At 62.6% G+C, this 19,378-nt stretch carries 13 protein-coding genes; 8 read left to right on the forward strand and 5 right to left on the reverse strand.

Annotation, left to right across the window (positions count from 1 at the left end):
• Positions 1-75: 75 nt before the first annotated feature.
• Complete coding sequence (locus ND528_RS19980) at positions 76-2,202, reverse strand: TonB-dependent siderophore receptor (protein WP_263471012.1); 2,127 nt, start codon at positions 2,200-2,202, stop codon at positions 76-78.
• Between the two features lie 266 nt (positions 2,203-2,468).
• Between ND528_RS19980 and paoC the strand changes: the two genes are divergently transcribed.
• Together paoC and ND528_RS19990 are read left to right on the forward strand one after the other, a co-directional pair.
• Positions 2,469-4,679, forward strand: a complete 2,211-nt coding sequence (paoC, locus tag ND528_RS19985) for an aldehyde oxidoreductase molybdenum-binding subunit PaoC (protein WP_263471013.1) — start codon at positions 2,469-2,471, stop codon at positions 4,677-4,679.
• Positions 4,680-4,704: 25 nt separating this feature from the next.
• Positions 4,705-5,037 carry a hypothetical protein gene (locus ND528_RS19990; RefSeq protein ID WP_212616368.1) on the forward strand — a complete coding sequence of 111 codons (333 nt, stop codon included), beginning with the start codon at positions 4,705-4,707 and terminating at the stop codon, positions 5,035-5,037.
• Between the two features lie 1,507 nt (positions 5,038-6,544).
• Here ND528_RS19990 and ND528_RS19995 read toward each other — a convergent pair.
• The gene (locus tag ND528_RS19995; protein ID WP_212616369.1) at positions 6,545-7,129 is read right to left on the reverse strand and encodes a TetR/AcrR family transcriptional regulator; all 585 of its coding nucleotides are present in this window, start codon (positions 7,127-7,129) and stop codon (positions 6,545-6,547) included.
• Positions 7,130-7,341: 212 nt separating this feature from the next.
• Here ND528_RS19995 and ND528_RS20000 point away from each other — a divergent pair, with 212 nt between their 5' ends.
• The 3 genes from ND528_RS20000 (at position 7,342) to ND528_RS20010 (ending at position 10,978) form a co-directional block, all read left to right on the forward strand.
• On the forward strand, positions 7,342-8,019 hold the full coding sequence (locus ND528_RS20000) for a type 1 glutamine amidotransferase domain-containing protein (RefSeq protein ID WP_073476243.1): 678 nt from the start codon (positions 7,342-7,344) through the stop codon (positions 8,017-8,019).
• Positions 8,020-8,122: 103 nt separating this feature from the next.
• Positions 8,123-9,244, forward strand: a complete 1,122-nt coding sequence (locus ND528_RS20005; protein ID WP_263471014.1) for an alkene reductase — start codon at positions 8,123-8,125, stop codon at positions 9,242-9,244.
• A gap of 195 nt (positions 9,245-9,439) precedes the next feature.
• Positions 9,440-10,978 (forward strand): cryptochrome/photolyase family protein, encoded by a 1,539-nt coding sequence (locus ND528_RS20010; RefSeq protein WP_263471015.1) that lies wholly within the window; start codon positions 9,440-9,442, stop codon positions 10,976-10,978.
• 6 nt (positions 10,979-10,984) lie between these two features.
• Here ND528_RS20010 and ND528_RS20015 read toward each other — a convergent pair whose 3' ends face one another.
• The 3 genes from ND528_RS20015 to ND528_RS20025 form a co-directional block, all read right to left on the reverse strand.
• The gene (locus ND528_RS20015) at positions 10,985-12,487 is read right to left on the reverse strand and encodes a sensor domain-containing diguanylate cyclase (RefSeq protein WP_263471016.1); all 1,503 of its coding nucleotides are present in this window, start codon (positions 12,485-12,487) and stop codon (positions 10,985-10,987) included.
• 130 nt (positions 12,488-12,617) lie between these two features.
• Positions 12,618-13,523: a LysR family transcriptional regulator gene (locus ND528_RS20020; protein ID WP_122692536.1), complete on the reverse strand. Its 906-nt coding sequence runs from the start codon at positions 13,521-13,523 to the stop codon at positions 12,618-12,620.
• 225 nt (positions 13,524-13,748) lie between these two features.
• The gene (locus ND528_RS20025; RefSeq protein ID WP_263471017.1) at positions 13,749-14,960 is read right to left on the reverse strand and encodes an MFS transporter; all 1,212 of its coding nucleotides are present in this window, start codon (positions 14,958-14,960) and stop codon (positions 13,749-13,751) included.
• A gap of 63 nt (positions 14,961-15,023) precedes the next feature.
• On the opposite strand from ND528_RS20025, the gene ND528_RS20030 reads away from it, so the two are divergent.
• The 3 genes from ND528_RS20030 to ND528_RS20040 are packed head-to-tail and all read left to right on the forward strand — an operon-like array spanning position 15,024 to position 19,227.
• A complete protein-coding gene (locus ND528_RS20030) occupies positions 15,024-16,526 on the forward strand; it encodes a c-type cytochrome (protein WP_408005046.1) in 1,503 nt (500 codons plus the stop codon).
• The gene (locus tag ND528_RS20035; RefSeq protein ID WP_263471018.1) at positions 16,523-16,996 is read left to right on the forward strand and encodes a (2Fe-2S)-binding protein; all 474 of its coding nucleotides are present in this window, start codon (positions 16,523-16,525) and stop codon (positions 16,994-16,996) included. The genes ND528_RS20030 and ND528_RS20035 overlap by 4 nt, the downstream gene beginning before the upstream one ends.
• The gene (locus ND528_RS20040; protein WP_263471019.1) at positions 16,993-19,227 is read left to right on the forward strand and encodes a xanthine dehydrogenase family protein molybdopterin-binding subunit; all 2,235 of its coding nucleotides are present in this window, start codon (positions 16,993-16,995) and stop codon (positions 19,225-19,227) included. Before ND528_RS20035 ends, ND528_RS20040 begins: the two co-directional genes overlap by 4 nt.
• Positions 19,228-19,378 lie beyond the last annotated feature (151 nt).

Raw genomic sequence — 19,378 nt, forward strand, 5'->3', positions numbered from 1 at the left:
GTGCGGCATGCCGATGTCTGATTTCGACATGCCACTCTCAGGCCAGCATGGGGCGGCGGCAACCGCTGCGGCAATTTACAGCGTGTAGGAAATCCCCACCTGCACGGTTCGCGGCGCGCCCGGGTAGGCGTAGACGTTGCCGAAGGCGCCTTCTTCGTAGTCACGATCGAAGATGTTTTTCACATCGAGATTGAGCCGCACCTTGTCGTTGATCTTGTAGAAGCTCAGCAGGTCGACCACGGTGTAACTGCCCATGGAAAACGCGGTGTTGGACGTCTGCCCGGCGCGCTCGTCGACGTATTTCAGGCCAGTGCCAAGGCCAAGACCTTTGAGCGTGCCGTCCTGGAACTCGTACATGTTGAGCAGGCTGAAGCTGTTCTTCGGGATGTTCAGCAGGCGCGTGCCGGAGCGCAGCGTGTTGTCCTTGGTCACCTCGGCGTCAACGTAAGCGTAACCGCCGACCACTCGCCACTCGGGGGTGAGATTGCCGGTGACATTGACGTCGAAACCACGGCTGCGTACTTCACCGGCGGCGACGCTGAAGGTCGAATCCACCGGGTCGGTGGTCAGCACGTTGCGTTTTTCGATCTGGTAGATCGCCGCGTCGACGCTCAGCTGCTGATCCAGCGCTTCCCACTTCACGCCCATCTCGTAGGACTTGCCTTTCTCCGGGGCGAAGCCGCCGCCTTCGCGACTGGCGCCGGTGTTAGGCTTGAACGAGCGCGCGGTGTTGGCGTAGACCGCCAGGGTATCGGTCAAATCGTAGGTGATGCCGATACGCGGGGTGACGGCGTTGTCGCTGGCCTGCCAGCTCCTGCCGCCGGGCACGTAGGTTTCGTAATCGTGCTCGAAGCGCTCGAAACGCGCGCCGGCCAGGACTTTGAGCTTGTCGGTCAGGGCGACCTGATCCTGCACGAACGCGGCGTAGGTCTTGAGGTTTTCCTTGTCGTGAGTCGGTGTGCGGGTCAGCGCCGGGCGTGGCTGGCCGTAGACCGGGTTGAAGATGTCGATCGGGTAGGCACTGACCGCGCCGCTGGAGCGCTGGATGATCGACTTGTAATCGTAATCTTCATACTCGATGCCGGTGAGCAAGGTGTGCTGCAGACCGCCAGTGTCGAAATGCCCGGTGAGGTTGAGCTGGGTGTCCTTGTCGGTCCATTCCAGCTTGCGGTAGTTGAAGTTGCGCCCCAGCGTGCGGCCGTCGGCGGCAATGCCGTTGGCCTCGATCGCATCGCCCTTGAGCGAGCCGTCGAGCCACTGGAATCCACCGCCCAGGGTCCAGTCGTCGTTGAGCATGTGTTCGAAACGCAGTTGCGCCATGTTGTTGTCGTTGTGCAGCTTGCCGACGTCCTTCTCGCCAAAGAAGGTATCGCGCGAGGCGGTGCCGATCTGCGCCGGGTAGCGCGTCACGCCACGATCAAGCGGCGCGTTGTTGCGCATGAAATCGCCTTCGAAAATCAGCTTGGTCGCGTCGGTGGCCTGCCAGGTCAGCACCGGCGTGATGCCGTAGCGCTCGGTCTCGACATGATCGCGGAAGGTGTCACCGCCCTCGCCCACCACATTCAAGCGATAGGCCAGACGCCCTTCTTCATCCAGCGGCCCGGATGCGTCGAGGGTGCCGCGCTGCATGCCTTGGTCATTCAGCTGGCTGCCCAAGGTGACGGTGCGCTCGGGCAACGGCTGTTTTGACACCACGTTGAAGGTACCGCCAGGATCGCCACGGCCATAGAGCATGGTCGCCGGACCGCGCAGCACTTCCAGACGCTCGATGGTATTGGCGTCGGGCATGTTCGGGTAGCCACGGTTGATCGGGAAACCGTTGCGGTAGAACTCACCCGTGGTGAAACCGCGCACGGTGAAGGTGGTCAGGCCCTGCCCACCGAAGTTGTTCGCCCGACCAACGCCGCCGGCGTAATCCAGCGCATCCTGCAAACGCGTCGCGCCGAGGTCTTCGACGGCGTCCTTGGTCACCACGCTGATTGACTGCGGGGTTTCATGAATCGAAGTGTCGGTGCGCGTGGCGCTGGCCGAACGCGTCGCGCGATAGCCCTGCACCGGGCCGTCTGCCCGTTCGTAATCCGCTGTGCCGACCACGTCGGTGGCTTCCAGCTCAAGCGTTGAAGAAGTCGGTTCGGCTGACTCAGCCCACGAGGAAGAAGACAACGCCTGCAGCACACAAATGGAAAGCAGAGTTCGACGCATGAGGTGAAAACCTTTACGAATAGGCCAGAACGAAGGGCAAAACCGCCAATGAAAACGCCGCGCATGGTATACGGTCGCATTAGTAATTGAAACGTATTCTTATTTGTCATGTTGATCAGGATTTGTGAGCGGGATTCATCACTCCATCCTGAAACCGCGCATTATCAGCAGCGCGTCGATGGCCTAGGCTCGTAGAGATCCGACGTCAATCGATGGCTGCGCCGCGCTACGTGGGCGCCGCCAGCCTGTCTGAAAGGAATTTGCAGATGAAATTCGACACCCCGGCCGGCTCCAATCCGATCGACCAGCTGAACGTCATCGGCCAACCTGCCGACCGCATCGACGGCAAGCTGAAAACCACCGGCACCGCCCCCTACGCCTACGAGCAAAACGCAGCGGTGCCGGACGCCGCCTATGGCTATATCGTCGGCGCCGGGATCGGCAAGGGGCGCATTGCCTCGATCGATTCGACGCAAGCGCGGGAGGCGTCCGGGGTAATCGCCATCGTCACTTACGAAAACGCCGGGCCATTGGCCAAAGGCGAGTTTTACGTAGCCAGGGCCTTGGCCGGGCCGCAGGTCGATCACTATCACCAGGCCGTAGCGATTGTCGTCGCGGACACCTTTGAACAGGCGCGCGCGGCCGCCGGCTTGCTCGACATCCGCTACGTGGCCGAAGCGGGTTCATTCGATCTGGCGGCTGCGAAAGACTCCGCAACCCCACCGCCACCGGCCGGCTTCGGCCCGCCGCCGCAGACCAGCGTCGGTGACTTCGAAGGCGCCTTCAACGCTGCGCCAGTGCAAATCGATCAGCACTACAGCACGCCTGACCAGGCCCACGCGATGATGGAACCGCACGCAACCATTGCCCGCTGGAGTGGCACGCAGTTGACCTTGTGGACATCGATCCAACAGATCAACTGGGGCGTGCGCGATCTGGCGAAAACCCTCGGCATCGCCAAGGAAGATGTGCGCCTGATCTCCCCGTATATCGGCGGTGGCTTCGGCGGTAAGGGCACGATTCTTTGCGACGCAGTGTTGGCATCCCTGGCCGCTCGACATGCCGGGCGGCCGGTGAAAGTCGCGCTGCCGCGGCCGCTGATGTTCAACAACCTGACCCATCGTCCGGCGACGCTTCAGCGCCTGCGCATCGGTGCCAACCGTGACGGCGTGATCACGGCGATCGGCCACGAGAGCTGGTCGGGCAATCTGCGCGGCGGACGCACCGAAGCGGCTACCGCGTCAACGCGATTGCTTTATGCCGGGGCCAATCGCATGACTCGTTTGAACCTGGCCGTGCTCGATCTCGCTGAGGGTTCGGCGATGCGCGCGCCGGGTGAGGCGCCGGGGATGATGGCGCTGGAAATCGCCATGGATGAACTTGCCGAAAAGCTGCAGATGGATCCGCTGCAACTGCGCATCCTCAACGACTCGCAGGTCGATCCGGAGCAGCCGTCGCGGCCGTTTTCCAAACGGCAACTCGTGGGGTGTCTGAACACGGGTGCCGAGCGCTTTGGCTGGCAGCAGCGCAACCTTCAACCCGGTCAGCGACGCGAGGGCGGCTGGCTGATCGGCATCGGTCTGGCCTCGGCGATTCGCGGCGCACCGACCACCGCTTCGGCAGCGCGGGTGCGGCTTGATCGCCGGGGCATCATCACGGTAGAAACCGACATGACCGACATCGGCACCGGCAGTTACACCGTCATTGCCCAGACGGCCGCCGAAATGATGGGCGTGCCGCTGGACCGTGTCGTGGTGCACTTGGGCGATTCGCGGTTTCCGGAATCGTCGGGCTCCGGCGGCCAGTGGGGCGCGGCCTCCTCCACTGCCGGCGTGTATGCCGCGTGCGTGAAACTGCGTGAGGCCGCCGCTCGCGCCGTCGGGATTGACCCGCAGCAAGCCGAGTTTGTCGACGGGCAAATTCGCGCAGGCTCGCAGCAGGTTGCCTTGGCCCAGGCCGCAGCCAATGGCGAGCTGACGGGCGAGGACCGCATGGAATACGGTGACCTTGCCCAGCGCTTCGCCCAGCAGACTTTCGGCGCGCATTTCGCCGAGGTCGCGGTCAATGCGGCGACCGGCGAAATTCGCCTGCGTCGGCAACTGGCCGTGTGCGCCGCCGGGCGCATCCTCAACCCGAAAACTGCGCGCAGCCAGATCATCGGCGGCATGACCATGGGCGCCGGCGCGGCATTGATGGAAGAGCTGGCGGTGGATCATCGAATCGGCTTTTTCGTCAATCACGATCTGGCCGGATACGAGGTGCCGGTGCACGCCGACATTGCCCATCAGGAAGTAGTATTTCTCGATGAAGTCGACCCGTATGCCACCCCGCTGAAGGCCAAAGGCGTCGGTGAGCTGGGTATCAGCGGCGCGGCGGCTGCCATCGCCAACGCGATCTATAACGCTTGCGGCGTGCGGGTGCGCGATTATCCGATTACGCTGGATAAACTCATCGGCGAGTTGTCCTACCCGGTCTGAGACTGGATCACGCAGGATATCGTCCATGTACCCCACCACCCCCGATGGCCGCTATTTTGTGGTCAGGCAACAGCTGTGGCGTTGCAGCAATCCAGCGCTGCCAGCCGCCGAGCGTGAGGCGTTTGTAGCCGAACTCATGTCAGCGCGGCGTGCGGTCAAAGAGGCGAAGCGTGCGGAGGATGCACAGGCGTTGAAGTCGGCGAGAGCTCGCGTCAACGACGCCAAAGTCGCGCTGGGTGAACGCGGGCCGGTGTGGTGGGATGACGGCAGCCCGGATTTCAACCGCTTCAAGGTGAGCAACACGCCGTACGCGCAGTGGTTTGCCCAACTGCCTGAAGAGGAAAAATCCCCTGACTGAATGTTGAGTGGCCTGCTGATCTCCAATCCCACCAATCAACACAGATCTCCTGTGGGAGCGAGCCTGCTCGCGAATGCATTGGGTCAGGCAATGAAGATGTTGAATGTGCCGCCGCCATCGCGAGCAGGCTCGCTCCCACACTGGATTTTGCGTGTCGCCGGGATTTGGCACACGCCGCGAAAACCTGTGGGAGCGAGCTTGCTCGCGAAGGCGTTGGGTCAGGCAATGAAGATGTTGAATGTGCCGCCCTCTTCGCGAGCAAGCTCGCTCCCACACTGGATTTTGCATGTCGCCGGGATTTGGCACACGCCGCGAAAACCTGTGGGAGCGAGCTTGCTCGCGAAGGCGTTGGGTCAGGCAATGAAGATGTTGAATGTGCCGCCGCCTTCGCGAGCAGGCTCGCTCCCACACTGGATTTGCATGTCGCCGGGATTTGGCACACGCCGTGAAAACCTGTGGGAGCGAGCTTGCTCGCGAAGGCGTTGGGTCAGGCAATGAAGATGTTGAATGTGCCGCCGTCTTCGCGAGCAGGCTCGCTCCCACATTGAGTTTTGTGTGCTGCCGGGATTTGGCACACGGCGCGAAAACCTGTGGGAGCGAGCCTGCTCGCGAATGCGTTGGGTCAGGCAATGAAGATGTTGAATGTGCCGCCGTCTTCGCGAGCAGGCTCGCTCCCACACTGGGTTTTGCGTGTTGCCGGGGTTTTTGCATTCGCCGTGAAAACCTGTGGGAGCGAGCCTGCTCGCGAATGCATTGGGTCAGGCAATGAAGATGTTGAATGTGCCGCCCTCTTCGCGAGCAAGCTCGCTCCCACACTGAGTTTTGTGTGTTGCCGGGTTTTTGCATTCGCCGCGAAAACCTGTGGGAGCGAGCTTGCTCGCGAATGCATTGGGTCAGGCAATGAAGATGTTGAATGTGCCGCCGCCATCGCGAGCAGGCTCGCTCCTACATCGGGTTTTGTGTGTTGCCGGTTTTTTGCATTCGCCGCGAAAACCTGTGGGAGCGAGCTTGCTCGCGAATGCATTGGGTCAGGCAATGAAGATGTTGAATGTCCCGCCGCCTTCGCGAGCAGGCTCGCTCCCACACTGGATTTTGCGTGTCGCCGGGATTTGGCACACGCCGCGAAAACCTGTGGGAGCGAGCTTGCTCGCGAAGGCGTTGGGTCAGGCAATGAAGATGTTGAATGTGCCGCCCTCTTCGCGAGCAAGCTCGCTCCCACACTGGATTTGCATGTCGCCGGGATTTGGCACACGCCGCGAAAACCTGTGGGAGCGAGCTTGCTCGCGAATGCGTTGGGTCAGGCAATGAAGATGTTGAATGTGCCGCCGTCTTCGCGAGCAGGCTCGCTCCCACATTGAGTTTTGTGTGCTGCCGGGATTTGGCACACGGCGCGAAAACCTGTGGGAGCGAGCCTGCTCGCGAAGGCGTTGGGTCAGGCAATGAAGATGTTGAATGTGCCGCGCTCTTCGCGAGCAGGCTCACTCCTACAAGGGACCTGCGGCGAGGCTCAGACTCGCAACAACTGCCGGGTCATCGCCATCGAGGTTTCCAGCGACTGTCCGGTGCGCTGCAATTTGTTCAGCAGGCTGGCGCCGAGCCAGAGCTGATACAGCGTCTCCGCCAACTTGCGCGCATCGCCCTCCGGCAGGCTTTTGTCGGTCTGGCCTTGTTCGATGCATTCGGTGATGCGTGCGACGATGCGTTCGGCGCCGTCGCGCAAGGTCAGGCGCATCGATTCGGACAGGTCGGCGACTTCGGCGCTGAGTTTCACCACCAGGCATTCATCGCCGTGGCCTTCGAGGGTGCAGCGGTTCTGCCAGCCCTGCCAGTAATCCATCAAACGCTCGAAGGCAGACAGCCCAGGCAATGTCAGGCGGCGCTCCATGTCCGCGAGGTAGTCGACGAAGTAATCCTCGAGCAGCGCCTGGCCGTACAACTCCTTGGATTTGAAGTAGTGATAGAACGAGCCCTTGGGCACGCCGGCGGTCTGCAGGATCTCGTTGAGGCCGACGCTGGTGAAGCCCTTCTCGGCCATCATCCGGTGGCCGGTGTCGAGCAAGTGTTGGCGGGTGTCGTCAAAGGTCGGCTTCATGGTGCGCAAAATTCCAGACAATAGACCAGTCGTATAGTTTTCAGGACCGGGAGTTTGCCATAACCGACGGGCAAAAACATTTTCTGAAAAAATTACTAGACGACTGGTCTAATTGGAAACTATGCTGCGCCCCGACACACAAATTCATGCGGCACCGACAACAAGCGAATCCCTCGCCTTCTGCCGATGCCAGACCAACCCAAGGGTGCTCTATGAAAATCTTGATGGTTCTGACTTCCCACGATCAACTCGGCAACACCGGCAAGAAAACCGGCTTCTGGCTGGAAGAGTTCGCCGCGCCCTACTTTGCCTTCAAGGACGCCGGCGCCGACGTCACCCTGGTATCGCCTGCCGGCGGCCAGCCTCCGCTCGATCCGAAAAGCGATGAGCCAAGCGCGCAGACTGCCGAAACCGATCGCTTCCGCGCTGATCCGGCCGCACAACAAGCACTGGCCACCACTGGCCGTTTGGCTGACGTGAAGGCCGAAGATTTCGACGCAGTGTTCTACCCAGGTGGCCACGGCCCGCTGTGGGATCTGGCCGAAGACAAGGCCTCGATCGCGCTGATCGAAGCCTTCGACCGCGCCAACAAACCTCACGGTTTTGTCTGCCACGCACCTGGCGTGTTGCGTCATGTGGTGCGCGCTGACGGCCAGCCAATCGTCAAGGGTCGTGATGTCACCGGCTTCACCAATGCCGAAGAAGCGGCGGTCGGCCTGACTGACGTGGTGCCGTTCCTCATCGAAGACGAGTTCCAGCGTCTTGGCGGGCGCTATTCGAAAGTTGCCGACTGGCAGGTGCATGTGGTGGCTGACGGTCAACTGGTCACCGGCCAGAACCCGGCCAGCTCTGCCGCCGTTGCCGAAAAGCTGTTGAAGATGCTCGGCTGAATCCCTCGCTCCAACCCGATCAACGCCGCGTGCGTACAGCCCGGCGTTGTTTTTTTGCCCAGTCAGTAGTCGACTGGTCTAATCAGATTCAAAGGCTGACTCCATGAATAACGCTTTCTTCACGCCTGCCGAATTGGGCGCCCACACCCTGAAAAACCGCATCGTTCTGCCGCCTCTCACCCGCCAGCGCAGCACACAACCGGGCAATGTCGCCAACGAGTTGATGGCCGAGTATTACCAACAGCGCGCCGGTGCCGGTTTGCTGGTCACCGAAGGCACGCAGATCGAACCGCGCGGCCAGGGTTATGCGTGGACGCCGGGCATTCACACGCCGGAGCAGATCGCCAGTTGGCGCAAAGTCACAGAGGCGGTGCACGCGGTGGATGGCGTGATCTTCGCCCAGCTCTGGCACGTCGGTCGGGTCTCGCACACGGCGTTGCAGCCTAATGGTGATGCGCCGGTGTCGGCCTCTGCGGTCGCCACGGACCGCGTCAGTGTGTTCATCGAAACCGCGCCCGGTGTCGGTGAACTGGTGCCGCCGTCCGCTCCGCGCGCGTTGAGCACCGATGAAGTGCAGGAACTGATTCAGCTGTACATCCAGGCCGCGCGCAACGCGATGGATGCGGGTTTCGACGGCATCGAACTGCATTGCGCCAACGGTTATCTGGTCAACCAGTTCATCTCCGCCCACAGCAACCTGCGCACCGACCAGTACGGCGGCTCGCTGGACAATCGCTTGCGCTTTTTGCGCGAAGTGGTGGCCGGCGTCGCCGAATGCATCGGCAAGGACAAGGTCGGTGTGCGGTTTGCGCCGCTGTTCACTACCACCGATGAAGCGCGGACGTACCTGGGCCTGGTCGAGGAAGATCCGCACACAACTTACATTGCCGCGATCAAGATTCTTGAAGACGTCGGCATCGCCTACCTGTCGATCGCCGAAGCCGACTGGGACAACGCGCCAGCGATGCCGCAGACCTTTCGCCAGGCCGTGCGCGACACGTTCAGCGGCGCGATCATTTATGCCGGCCGCTACACCGCCAAAACCGGCGCGCAATTGCTTGAGTCGGGGCTGGCCGATCTCGTTGCGTTTGGCCGACCGTTCATGGCCAACCCGGACCTGCCGGCGCGGATGGCCAATGACTGGCCGTTGAATCAGTTGAATCCGGCGACGGTGTATGGCGGCGGTGCCGAGGGTTATATCGATTATCCGACCTACCCCGCATAAGCACACAATACAAATCCCTGTGGGAGCGAGCCTGCTCGCGAAGGCGGCGTGTCAGTCAGCACTTGTATTGACTGACAGGACGCTTTCGCGAGCAGGCTCGCTCCCACTACAGGATGTCAGTGGCCGCTAAAACCTATACATAGCAAACAATCTGTATAACTATTGGAGTTCGAATCGCTCACCGGATTTCGCTCCATGCCCCCTGCCCACCGCTTGCTCCTGATCCTCGGCGACCAGCTGTCATTCGACCTGGCCTCCCTGCAGCCACTCGATCCCCAGCACGACCTGCTGCTGATGGTCGAGGTCATGGAGGAAGCGACCCACGTCGCTCATCATCCGCAAAAAATCGCTCTGATCTTCAGCGCCATGCGCCACTTTGCCGAGGCGTTGCGCGATAAAGGCTTCCGCGTCCAGTACGTCAGCCTCGACGACCCGGACAACCGCGGCTCAATTCCCGGCGAACTACAGCGCTGGCAAACCCTCACTGGTGCCGACGAGATCCACATCACCGAATGCGGCGACTGGCGCCTTGAGCAGTCAATCAAAGATTCGGGCTTGCCCGTGCACTGGCATTCAGACCGCCGTTTCCTCTGCTCCCGCGAAGAGTTTTCCAATTGGGCCAGCGGCAAGAAGCAGCTGCGCATGGAGTTCTTCTACCGCGAGATGCGGCGCAAGAGTCGGCTGCTGCTCAATGGCGACGGCACGCCGGTCGGCGGTGCGTGGAATTTCGATGCGGAGAATCGCAAGGCGCTGCCCAAACACGCCAAACCGCCCTACCCGGCGCGTTTCGCCAATGACGCAATCACCCAAGAGGTGCTGGTATTGGTCGGCGAGCGCTTCGCCAGCCATTACGGCACGCTGGATGACTTCAATTACCCGGTGACCCACGCCGATGCCCAGGCCCTGTGGCAATACTTTCTCGACTACGCGCTGGCCGGCTTCGGTGATTACCAGGACGCCATGGCCAGCGACGAACCGTTCCTGTTTCACGCGCGGATCAGCGCGGCGCTGAACATCGGCCTGCTCGATTTGCGCCAGCTGTGCAGCGATGTCGAGGCGGCGTACTGGTCGGGGAGCATCGGCCTCAACGCGGCCGAAGGCTTCATTCGGCAACTGATCGGCTGGCGTGAATACGTGCGCGGTGTGTACTGGCTGAAGATGCCGGATTACGCCGAGGGCAACGTGTTTGGCAACACGCGCCCGCTGCCGGAGTTCTACTGGACGGGTGAAACGCAGATGAACTGCATGCGCCAGGCCATCGGCCAAAGCCTGCAACATGCCTACGCGCACCACATCCAGCGGCTGATGGTCACCGGCAACTTTGCCTTGCTCGCCGGGATTGCGCCGAAGGAAATCTGTGAGTGGTATCTGGCGATCTACATGGACGCCTTCGACTGGGTCGAACTGCCCAACACCCTTGGCATGGTCATGCACGCCGACGGCGGTTATCTCGGCTCCAAGCCTTACTGCGCCAGCGGCCAGTACATCAATCGGATGTCGGATTACTGCGGCGACTGCGCCTACAAGGTCAAGGAAAGCAGCGCGGACGATGCCTGCCCGTTCAATGCGTTGTACTGGCATTTCCTCGTGCGCCACGGCGACATCCTGCGCGGCAATCAGCGCATGGGCATGATGTACAAGAACCTCGACCGCATGCCGTTGGCCAAGCAGGATGCACTGTGGCAACGTGGACAAATGCTGTTGGCGAAACTGGATACCGGCGAAGCTTTCTAGTGCGCCTCAGGCCTGCCCGGCCATCCCGTTGCGCCCCGCCGCTTTCGCGCGGTACAGCGCCTGATCGGCGGTCTGGATCAACGCCGGCAGCGAATCCAGCAGAGCGCCCGTCCCCACCGCCATACCGATACTCACCGTAATCCGAGCAAACGGACTGCCCGGGTGGGCGATGTTCGCCTGCTGCAAACGCTCAAGCATCAACTGCGCCACCACCGTCGCCCCGGCGCTGTCGGTGGCCGGCATGATCACCGCAATTTCCTCGCCACCGTAGCGTGCGACCAGATCCGAGGGGCGTCGCACGCAGCCTTCAAGAATCTTGCTGACCGCTTGCAGGCAGGCATCGCCAGCAACGTGGCCCAAGGCATCGTTGAACAATTTGAAGTGGTCGATATCGATCATCAGCAAGGCCAGCGTGGTGCCGTCACGCTGCGCCCGCCGCGCTTCCACCGCCAGGGTTTCATCGAAGCAGCGGCGGTTGGCCAGGCCGGTCAGCGCATCTTTCAGCGCCAGTAATTCCAGTTGCCGATTGGACGCAAGCAACTGCTGCTGGGCATCGCGCAACGCCTCTTCAGCCTCAGTCCGGCGGCGGATATCAAGGATCAGGAACCAGCCGATCAGCCCGGTCAGCCCGAGCAGTCCGGTCACTACCACCGCCGACAGCGCCGCTTCGATACGCCACGCCGCTAGCGCTTCATCCTTGCCCAGGGCCACGGTGGTGATCAGCGGCAGCGTTTCGCTTTTGCGGAACGCGTACAGACGTTCGACGCCGTCGAGGCTGGAGGTGTACGAAGCAGTGCCAACCGAACGGTCGACGAGGTATTTGGCGTAGATCGGCGAACTGGAAAAATTGCGGCCCATGTCCTGCTCGCGGAACGGGTAGCGCACCAACAGCGTGCCATCGGTGTAAGACAGACCGATCGCGCCGTCCTGGCCAACGTCGAGTTTGCCGAACACCCGCAGGAAGTTCTCCACCCCCAGCGTCACCGCTACCACGCCAGCGAACTGCCCGCCATCGTCGTTGAAGCGCCGACTGATGGTCACCACCCATTCGTGATTGGCACGGCTCTGGATCGGCGGGCCAATGAACGGCTCGCGGCTCGGGCTGTCACGGTGGTGGATGAAATAGGCGCGGTCGCTGCTGTTGGCGCCCTCGGGAATCGGCCGGTTGGAGGACATCAGCCAATGCCCGTGCCGGTCATAAATGGTGATGCCGCTGAGCTGTGGCATCAGCGGCTGCTGGCGGTCGATCAGGCTCTGGATGCGCTGAGTCTGCGCCGGGCCGTCGCCCTCCGTTTCCAGACGTTCGACCAGCCCGAGCAAGAGCAGCGAGCTTTGCCGGACGATGCCTTCGGTGTAGGTGTTGAGCGCCTGGGTCAGGTTCAGGCCATGCACATCGACCTCGGCCAGTGCACGCTCACGCGAAGACCAGACTTTCCAGATCGTCAGCGAAGTCAGGGAACAGCCGATCACCAGCAGCAGGAGCATTACAAGGCGAGTATCACGCTTCACGTCAGTACCTTAAGGAAGTCCGGTATCCATTCCAGCCATCATTCGAACGTCGGCACTCACGGCGGCCACGTGTTCCGGGGCGCAAGCATACAAGCAGTGTGCAGCGGCTGCAGCAACAGAGTGTGCAGCGCTATGCGGCGGGTTTGAGGATTTCCACGAGAAAATCGATGAACACGTTGATCCGGCTCGATCCACGGTGGTTGGGCAGGTACAGCGCGTTGATGCAACTGCTGGCGCTGCCGGGGTTGACTTCATAGTGCTCAAGCAAGCGCGTCAGGCGCCCGGCGGTGACGTCGTCGCGCACCAGCCAGTCGGCCAGCAGCGCCACACCGCCACCGCCAATCGCCGCTTCGCGAAGAATGTCGGCGTTGTTGCTTTGCAGGCGGCCCTGGACGTTGAGCTGAATCGGCTCTTCGTCGCCCTGAAAGGTCCAGTGATGATGGCTGCCGCCGTAGTCGAAGCGCAGGCATTGATGCTCAAGCAGATCCCGCGGATGCTCCAGCACGCCGCTGCGCGCCAGATAATCCGGGCTGGCGACAATCCAACGCTGAAAGTGGCCGACGCGTTTGCTGACGATGTCCTCGCTGACCACCGTCGAGCCGAGCCGCACTGAAACGTCGATCTGCTCGCTGAGCAAATCGCTGACCTGATCGCTCAGCGACAGACTGATCTCCAGCCCGGGATGGCGTTCAAGCAGGCGACTCAGGTGCGGCGCAATCAGTCGCCGGCCAAACTCCACCGGCACGCTGATACGCAAGCGACCCTGGGCATCACTGCCACGATCGGCGACCACCGCATCGGCTTCGTCGATGGCATCGAGAATCGCCACGGCCTTCTCGAAATAGGTCTGGCCGGCGACGGTGACGCTGGTATTGCGCGTGGTGCGATTGAGCAGGCTGGCGCCCAACTCGTTTTCCAGCCCGGCCACTTGCCGTGTCACCGAAGACGTCGAAATCCCAAGCTTGCGCGCCGCCGAGGAATAGCCTCCGCAGCGCACGGTTTCAACAAACATCTTCAGTGCCAGCAACTTGTCCATAAGCGGGGTCCGGTGGTGAGGGAACGCCGCTGATTGTGCATCAGCGCCCGCCACACGTCTTGTATCGTCGTGCTTCAGGGCGCTCTCTGCAAAATGCATATTCATCTGCTCCTGAAAAAATCGGGAAATCACACCGCCCCCTGTGGGAGCGAGCCTGCTCGCGAATGCATTCGGCCAGGCAGCCATTTATCGACTGACACTCCGCCATCGCGAGCAGGCTCACTCCTACATGATTCGGCTGTGCTCAGCCTTGCGCCCGAGGAACAACGCCAGCGCCAACGCCGGCAAAACCGCCACGGCAACGGCCGAGAGGTTCCAGCCGAAGTGTTCGTACAGCGGGCTGGCGACCAGTGAACCGAGCGCGCCGCCGACGAAGATGCTGGTCATGTACACCGCATTCAGGCGTGCGCGGCTGTGCGGGTCGAGGGCGTAGACCTCACGCTGGCCGAGGACCATGTTCAGCTGCACGGCAAAATCCAGCAGCACCGCACAGACCACCAGCCACACGTAACCACTGCCCGGCAGCGCGGCGATCAACAGTGACAGCGGCGCCAGCAGCAACGCCACCAAGGTACCGCGACGACCGTGCCCGGCATCGGCGAGACGCCCGGCAATCGGCGCGGCAATCGCACCCACCGCGCCGACCAGAGCGAAGATCGCCACCTGCGCCTGGCTGAAACCGTGGTGACGCATCAGCTCAATTGGCGCGAGGGTCCAGAACAGGCTGAAACTGGCGAACAGCAAACCCTGATACAGCGAACGCTGGCGCAACACAGGAAAGCGCCGGGCCAGGGCAAACACCGAACCGATCAAGGCGACATAAGTGGCTTTGTGCGTCGGCACCCGGCGCGGCAATGCCACAGCGGTAATCAGCGCGATCACCGCCATCAGTGCCGCCGCGCTGTAAAACACCCCGCGCCAGCCGAACACTTCAACCAACAGACTCGACAGCGGCCGCGACAGCAGAATCCCCAAGAGCAGGCCGCTCATGATATTGCCGACCACGCGCCCCCGGCTGGCTTCCGGCGCCAAATGCGCGGCCAGTGGCACGAGAATCTGCACCGCCACCGAGGTCAGGCCGATCAGCAAAGAGAGCAGCAGAAACAGCGACGGCGAATGAGTCAGGCCAGCACACAGCAGCGTCACGCTGGCAGCGAGGGTGAAGCCGACCACCAGACGGCGGTTCTCCATCAGGTCGGCCAGCGGCACCAGCAGCAACAAGCCCAGCGCGTAACCGAACTGGGTCAGCGACACGATCAGGCTGGCATTGGCGCTGGACAGGCCGATCTGCGGCGCGATCAGTTCGACGATGGGCTGCGCGTAATACAGGTTGGCGACGACCGCGCCGCAGCAGAAGGCCAGAAACGCGACCATCAGGCCGGAGAGTGAAGCAGGCTGTTCGGCCGGGGCCGCAACGGCAGGGTTGCCCGTAAGCATGGTGACACCTCGTTGAGTTCGGGAAAGTTGTGCCAAGGCTACGGTCAGCCGGCGGGGGCGAGAATGCGTGCCACTGGCAACGCACTGATGCGTGGCGCGCAACGTTGCTTGCGGCGCAACGCGCTGTTGCGCGGGCCGGTGATTCTCCGCTGCAAGGGTCTTCTCTACGCTTTGGCCCTGGCGCTGACGTCCGCATCGGCGCCCTTCCCCGGCTGCTACAAGGAGCGTTTCCATGACCCGCACTGCACTCGTCCTGCCACTGTCCGCCGCGTTTTTCTGCCGACCATGAACAGCCATTTGCTCAAATCCAGAACCCTGTGGATCAGCGTCGGCGTGCTCGCGGTGCTCGGCCTGATCGTCGCCGTCGCGCTGATGTGGCGCCCGGCGATCGCACCAATCAAACGGCCGACGCCATTCGATACTGCGCAGTTGCAACGCGGCGCAAGGGTGGTCGAGGCCGGTGACTGCGCGGTGTGCCATACCCGCCCCGGCGGCGAATACCTGGCCGGCGGGCTGCCGCTGGTGACGCCGTTCGGCACGCTGTACAGCACCAACATCACCCCGGATGCGCAGACCGGCATCGGCGAGTGGTCATTGCCGGCCTTCGAGCGGGCGATGCGCGAAGGCATTGCCCGCGACGGCCACTTTCTCTACCCGGCGTTTCCTTACGTGCACTACCGACGCATGAGTGCAGCAGACATCGCCGACGCTTACGCCTACTTGATGAGCGGCCCCGCCGTACACGCCCCGGCGCGGCAGAACCAGATGAACTTCCCGATGAACATCCGCCCGCTGGTGTCGTTCTGGAATCTGCTGTTTCTGCATGGCGAGCCACTGACGCCGCTGGCCGAACACAGCGCGGCATGGAATCGCGGACGCTATCTGGTCGACGGCCCGGGCCACTGCGCCGGCTGCCATTCGCCGCTGAACCTGATCGGCGCGGAGAAATCCTCGCAATACCTTCAGGGCGGCAGCGTCGATGGCTGGGAAGCGCCGACACTGGTCGGCCTCGGCCAACGCGCCAATCCATGGAATCGCGAGCAATTGGTCGGCTACCTGCGCGCTGACGTGGTCGATGGTCATGGCACACCCGCCGGCCCGATGCGCCCGGTCAGCCTGAGTCTGGCGCGCTTGCCGGCCAGCGAAGCCGAGGCAATTGCCGACTACCTGCTGAGCCTGCAAAACCCGCACGCGGTGAGCGAAACTACCGCGCAAAAGCCGCCGAGCAGTCCAGCGGATCACAGCAGCGGCGCCCTGCTCTTCAGCAGCGCCTGCGCCGGATGTCACGCACCCGCCGCGCCGATGCGCGAAATCGACGGCCGCCCAGGCCTGCAAGGCACTTCGGCGCTGCAAGCGGCCAGCTCGCGCAACTTTCTCAAGACCGTGCTCGAAGGCGTGCCCGCCCTTCCCGGCGCCCCTGGCCCGGTGATGCCGCCGTTCGCCGCCAGCCTCGACAACGCCCAGCTCGGCGCCCTCGCCGCGTATCTGCGCGAGCAAGCCCGCCCCGAGCAGCCATGGGCCGACCTCTCTTCCACTATTGAAGCGTTACGTCAGGAGACGAAATGAGCCAGATCACTCTCACCGTCAATGGAGCCGCCCAATCGCTGGAGCTGGAACCGGACATGCCGCTGCTGTACGCGCTGCGCAATCACTTGAACCTCAACGGTGCCAAGTACGGCTGCGGCCTGGGCCAGTGCGGCGCGTGCACGGTGATCGTCGACGACCAACCGGTGTTCGCCTGCCTCACGCCGTGCGCAGGCCTTGAAGGGAAAAAAATCCGCACCGTGGAAAGCCTCGGCAGCGCAGACAAACCCGGCCCGTTGCAAGCGGCATTCATCGACAAGCAGGCCGCGCAATGCGGTTACTGCATCGCCGGCATGCTGATGCGCGCGCAAACGTTACTCGAACGTGACCCGCACCCGGACGAACAAACCATCCGCGAACACATGGCCGGCAATCTGTGCCGTTGCGGCACGCACTTGCGCATCATCGAGGCGATCAAACAGGTGGCCGGGCATAACGGGAGCCGGACATGAGCGAAGCAAACGGCTTGAACCCCAGCCGCCGGGCCTTCCTGCGTGGCGGCGCGCTGCTCATGGCTTTCACGCTGATGCCGGTAGCGCGGCGTGCCTTGGCCGACACCGAAGTCGACACCCTCGGCACTGTGGTGCTGGCGCCCGACCTGCCCGGCAGTTTGCGCACCAACCCATACCTGGACGCGTGGATTCGCATCGGCGCCGACGGCATCACCGTGTACACCGGCAAAGTCGAACTGGGCACTGGAGTGAAAACCGCGTTGCTGCAAATTGCCGCTGAGCGTTTGCAGGTGCCGGCCAGCGCAATCAACGTGCTCACCGCCGACACCGCGCTGACGCCGAATGAAGGCTACACCGCCGGCAGCCACAGCATTTTCGACAGCGGCACCGCGCTGTACAACGCGGCCGCCCAGGTGCGAGAAATGCTCGTCGATGCCGCCGCGCGCAGTTGGCAAGTCGATGCTGCGCAACTGAGCACTCGCGACGGCATCATCGAAGGGCCGAATGGTCAGCGCATGGCATATGCCGACGCGGTCAAGCATGTCGATGTCCACCAGTACGCCAAGGCGCAATCACCGGCGATGGCGGCGGCCGATTTCAAACTGATCGGGCACAACCTGCCGCGCCTGGACATTACGGCCAAGGTCAGCGGCGGCGCGGCATTTGTCCAGGACATGCGCCTGCCGGGCATGCTGCACGCGCGCGTGATTCGCCCGCCGCGTCCCGGCTGCACGTTACAAGTGTTCGATGCAGCATCCATCGAGGCGTTGAACGGCGTGGTCAAAGTGATCCGCGACGGTAACTATCTGGCCGTGGTCGCCCGTGATGAGTGGCAAGCGATCAAGGCCATGCGCAGCGGCATTGAGAGTGCCAAGTGGAGTGGCGGCGAGGCGATTCCCGAAGCCGCCGGGATTCACGATTTGCTCAAGCAATTGCCCTCCAAGCGCTATCCGATCAGCAACAACGGCAATCCCGGGGGCGCGACCGAAACGCGCTTCAAGGCGCGGGTCACCAAGCAATACTTGATGCACGGTTCGATCGGCCCGTCCTGTGCGGTGGCCTGGTTCAACGATGGCGTGCTCACAGTGTGGACCCACACCCAGGGCGTCTATCCGCTGCGCGCCGGTATCGCCGAGATGCTGCGTCTGCCGCCGGAACGCGTGCGCTGCATTCATACCGAAGGCTCAGGCTGTTACGGCCACAACGGCGCCGATGATGCCGCCGCCGATGCCGCGCTGATCGCCATGCGCCTGCCGGGCACGCCGGTCAGGTTGCAATGGATGCGCGAGCAGGAAAATCTCTGGGAGCCGTACAGTTCGGCGATGGTCACCGAAGTCGATGCCGGCCTCAGTCAGGGCCGTTTGCAGGACTGGAACTACGAGCTGTGGACCACCCCGCACAACGAACGCATCGTCAACGCTGGTCGCCTGCTGCCGGCACGCCTGTTGGCAAAACCCTTCACCTCGGCGCCTTCGGTGCCGATCGCCCAGCCCGAAGGTGATGGCGATCGCAACGCGGTGCCGCTGTACGAGCTGGGCGCGACGCGGATCAACATGAATTTCGTCACCACCATGCCGTTCCGCACTTCGGCCATGCGCTCGCTGGGTGCGCACATCAACATCTTCGCCATCGAGGCGGGTATCGATGAGTTGGCGATCAAGGCCGGGCTCGATCCGCTGGCGTTGCGTCTGGCGCATCTGCGCGACCCACGTGCCCGTGCTGTGATCGAGCGCGTGCGTGACGAAATCGGCTGGCCCCACAAGAGCAGCGAACCCGGCGCGGGGACCGGTTTTGCCTTCGCCCGCTACAAAAACATCATGGGTTACTGCGCCCTTGCGGTGAAATTGCGGGTGCATCCGCAAACTGGCGAGATCCGTGTCGATCATGTGGTGACGGCGGTCGATGTCGGCCAGATTGTCAGCCCAGATGGCCTGCGCAATCAGGTCGAGGGCGGCATCGTCCAGTCGGCCAGCTGGACGCTCTACGAAAAAGTCGCCTACGACGCCGGCGGCATTCGCAGCTATGACTGGAGCGGTTATCCAATTCTGCGCTTTACGCAATTGCCGAAAAAAGTCGATGTGCACCTGCTTGATCAACCGGGCGAACCCTTCCTCGGTGCTGCCGAAATCGTCCAAGGGCCAATGGCTGCGGCTCTCGGCAACGCGGTCAGCAATGCCACCGGCCGGCGCTGGCTGAATCTGCCGCTGACTCGCTCGAGCCAACCCGCCTGAACCACGCCCGCGTTCATCAGCGATGAGCGCGGGTGCCGTTGCGTTGCGCGCAAAACTGCGTAGCGCCGGCCACGGATTATCAGCCCCGCCACCCCCGGTTAAGTTACCTGCACAGCGCGCGGCACCTGGCTGCCGCACTTGAACCCTACTC

This window comes from Pseudomonas mercuritolerans (assembly GCF_025706525.1).
Taxonomy (GTDB): Bacteria; Pseudomonadota; Gammaproteobacteria; order Pseudomonadales; family Pseudomonadaceae; genus Aquipseudomonas; species Aquipseudomonas mercuritolerans.

Bases quoted from the DNA above. Each gene is read 5' to 3' on its own strand.
- ND528_RS19980 (WP_263471012.1), bottom strand. From the start codon at position 2,202: ATGCGTCGAACTCTGCTTTCCATTTGTGTGCTGCAGGCGTTGTCTTCT.
- paoC (WP_263471013.1), top strand. From the start codon at position 2,469: ATGAAATTCGACACCCCGGCCGGCTCCAATCCGATCGACCAGCTGAAC.
- ND528_RS19990 (WP_212616368.1), top strand. From the start codon at position 4,705: ATGTACCCCACCACCCCCGATGGCCGCTATTTTGTGGTCAGGCAACAG.
- ND528_RS19995 (WP_212616369.1), bottom strand. From the start codon at position 7,129: ATGAAGCCGACCTTTGACGACACCCGCCAACACTTGCTCGACACCGGC.
- ND528_RS20000 (WP_073476243.1), top strand. From the start codon at position 7,342: ATGAAAATCTTGATGGTTCTGACTTCCCACGATCAACTCGGCAACACC.
- ND528_RS20005 (WP_263471014.1), top strand. From the start codon at position 8,123: ATGAATAACGCTTTCTTCACGCCTGCCGAATTGGGCGCCCACACCCTG.
- ND528_RS20010 (WP_263471015.1), top strand. From the start codon at position 9,440: ATGCCCCCTGCCCACCGCTTGCTCCTGATCCTCGGCGACCAGCTGTCA.
- ND528_RS20020 (WP_122692536.1), bottom strand. From the start codon at position 13,523: ATGGACAAGTTGCTGGCACTGAAGATGTTTGTTGAAACCGTGCGCTGC.
- ND528_RS20025 (WP_263471017.1), bottom strand. From the start codon at position 14,960: ATGCTTACGGGCAACCCTGCCGTTGCGGCCCCGGCCGAACAGCCTGCT.
- ND528_RS20030 (WP_408005046.1), top strand. From the start codon at position 15,024: ATGCGTGCCACTGGCAACGCACTGATGCGTGGCGCGCAACGTTGCTTG.
- ND528_RS20035 (WP_263471018.1), top strand. From the start codon at position 16,523: ATGAGCCAGATCACTCTCACCGTCAATGGAGCCGCCCAATCGCTGGAG.
- ND528_RS20040 (WP_263471019.1), top strand. From the start codon at position 16,993: ATGAGCGAAGCAAACGGCTTGAACCCCAGCCGCCGGGCCTTCCTGCGT.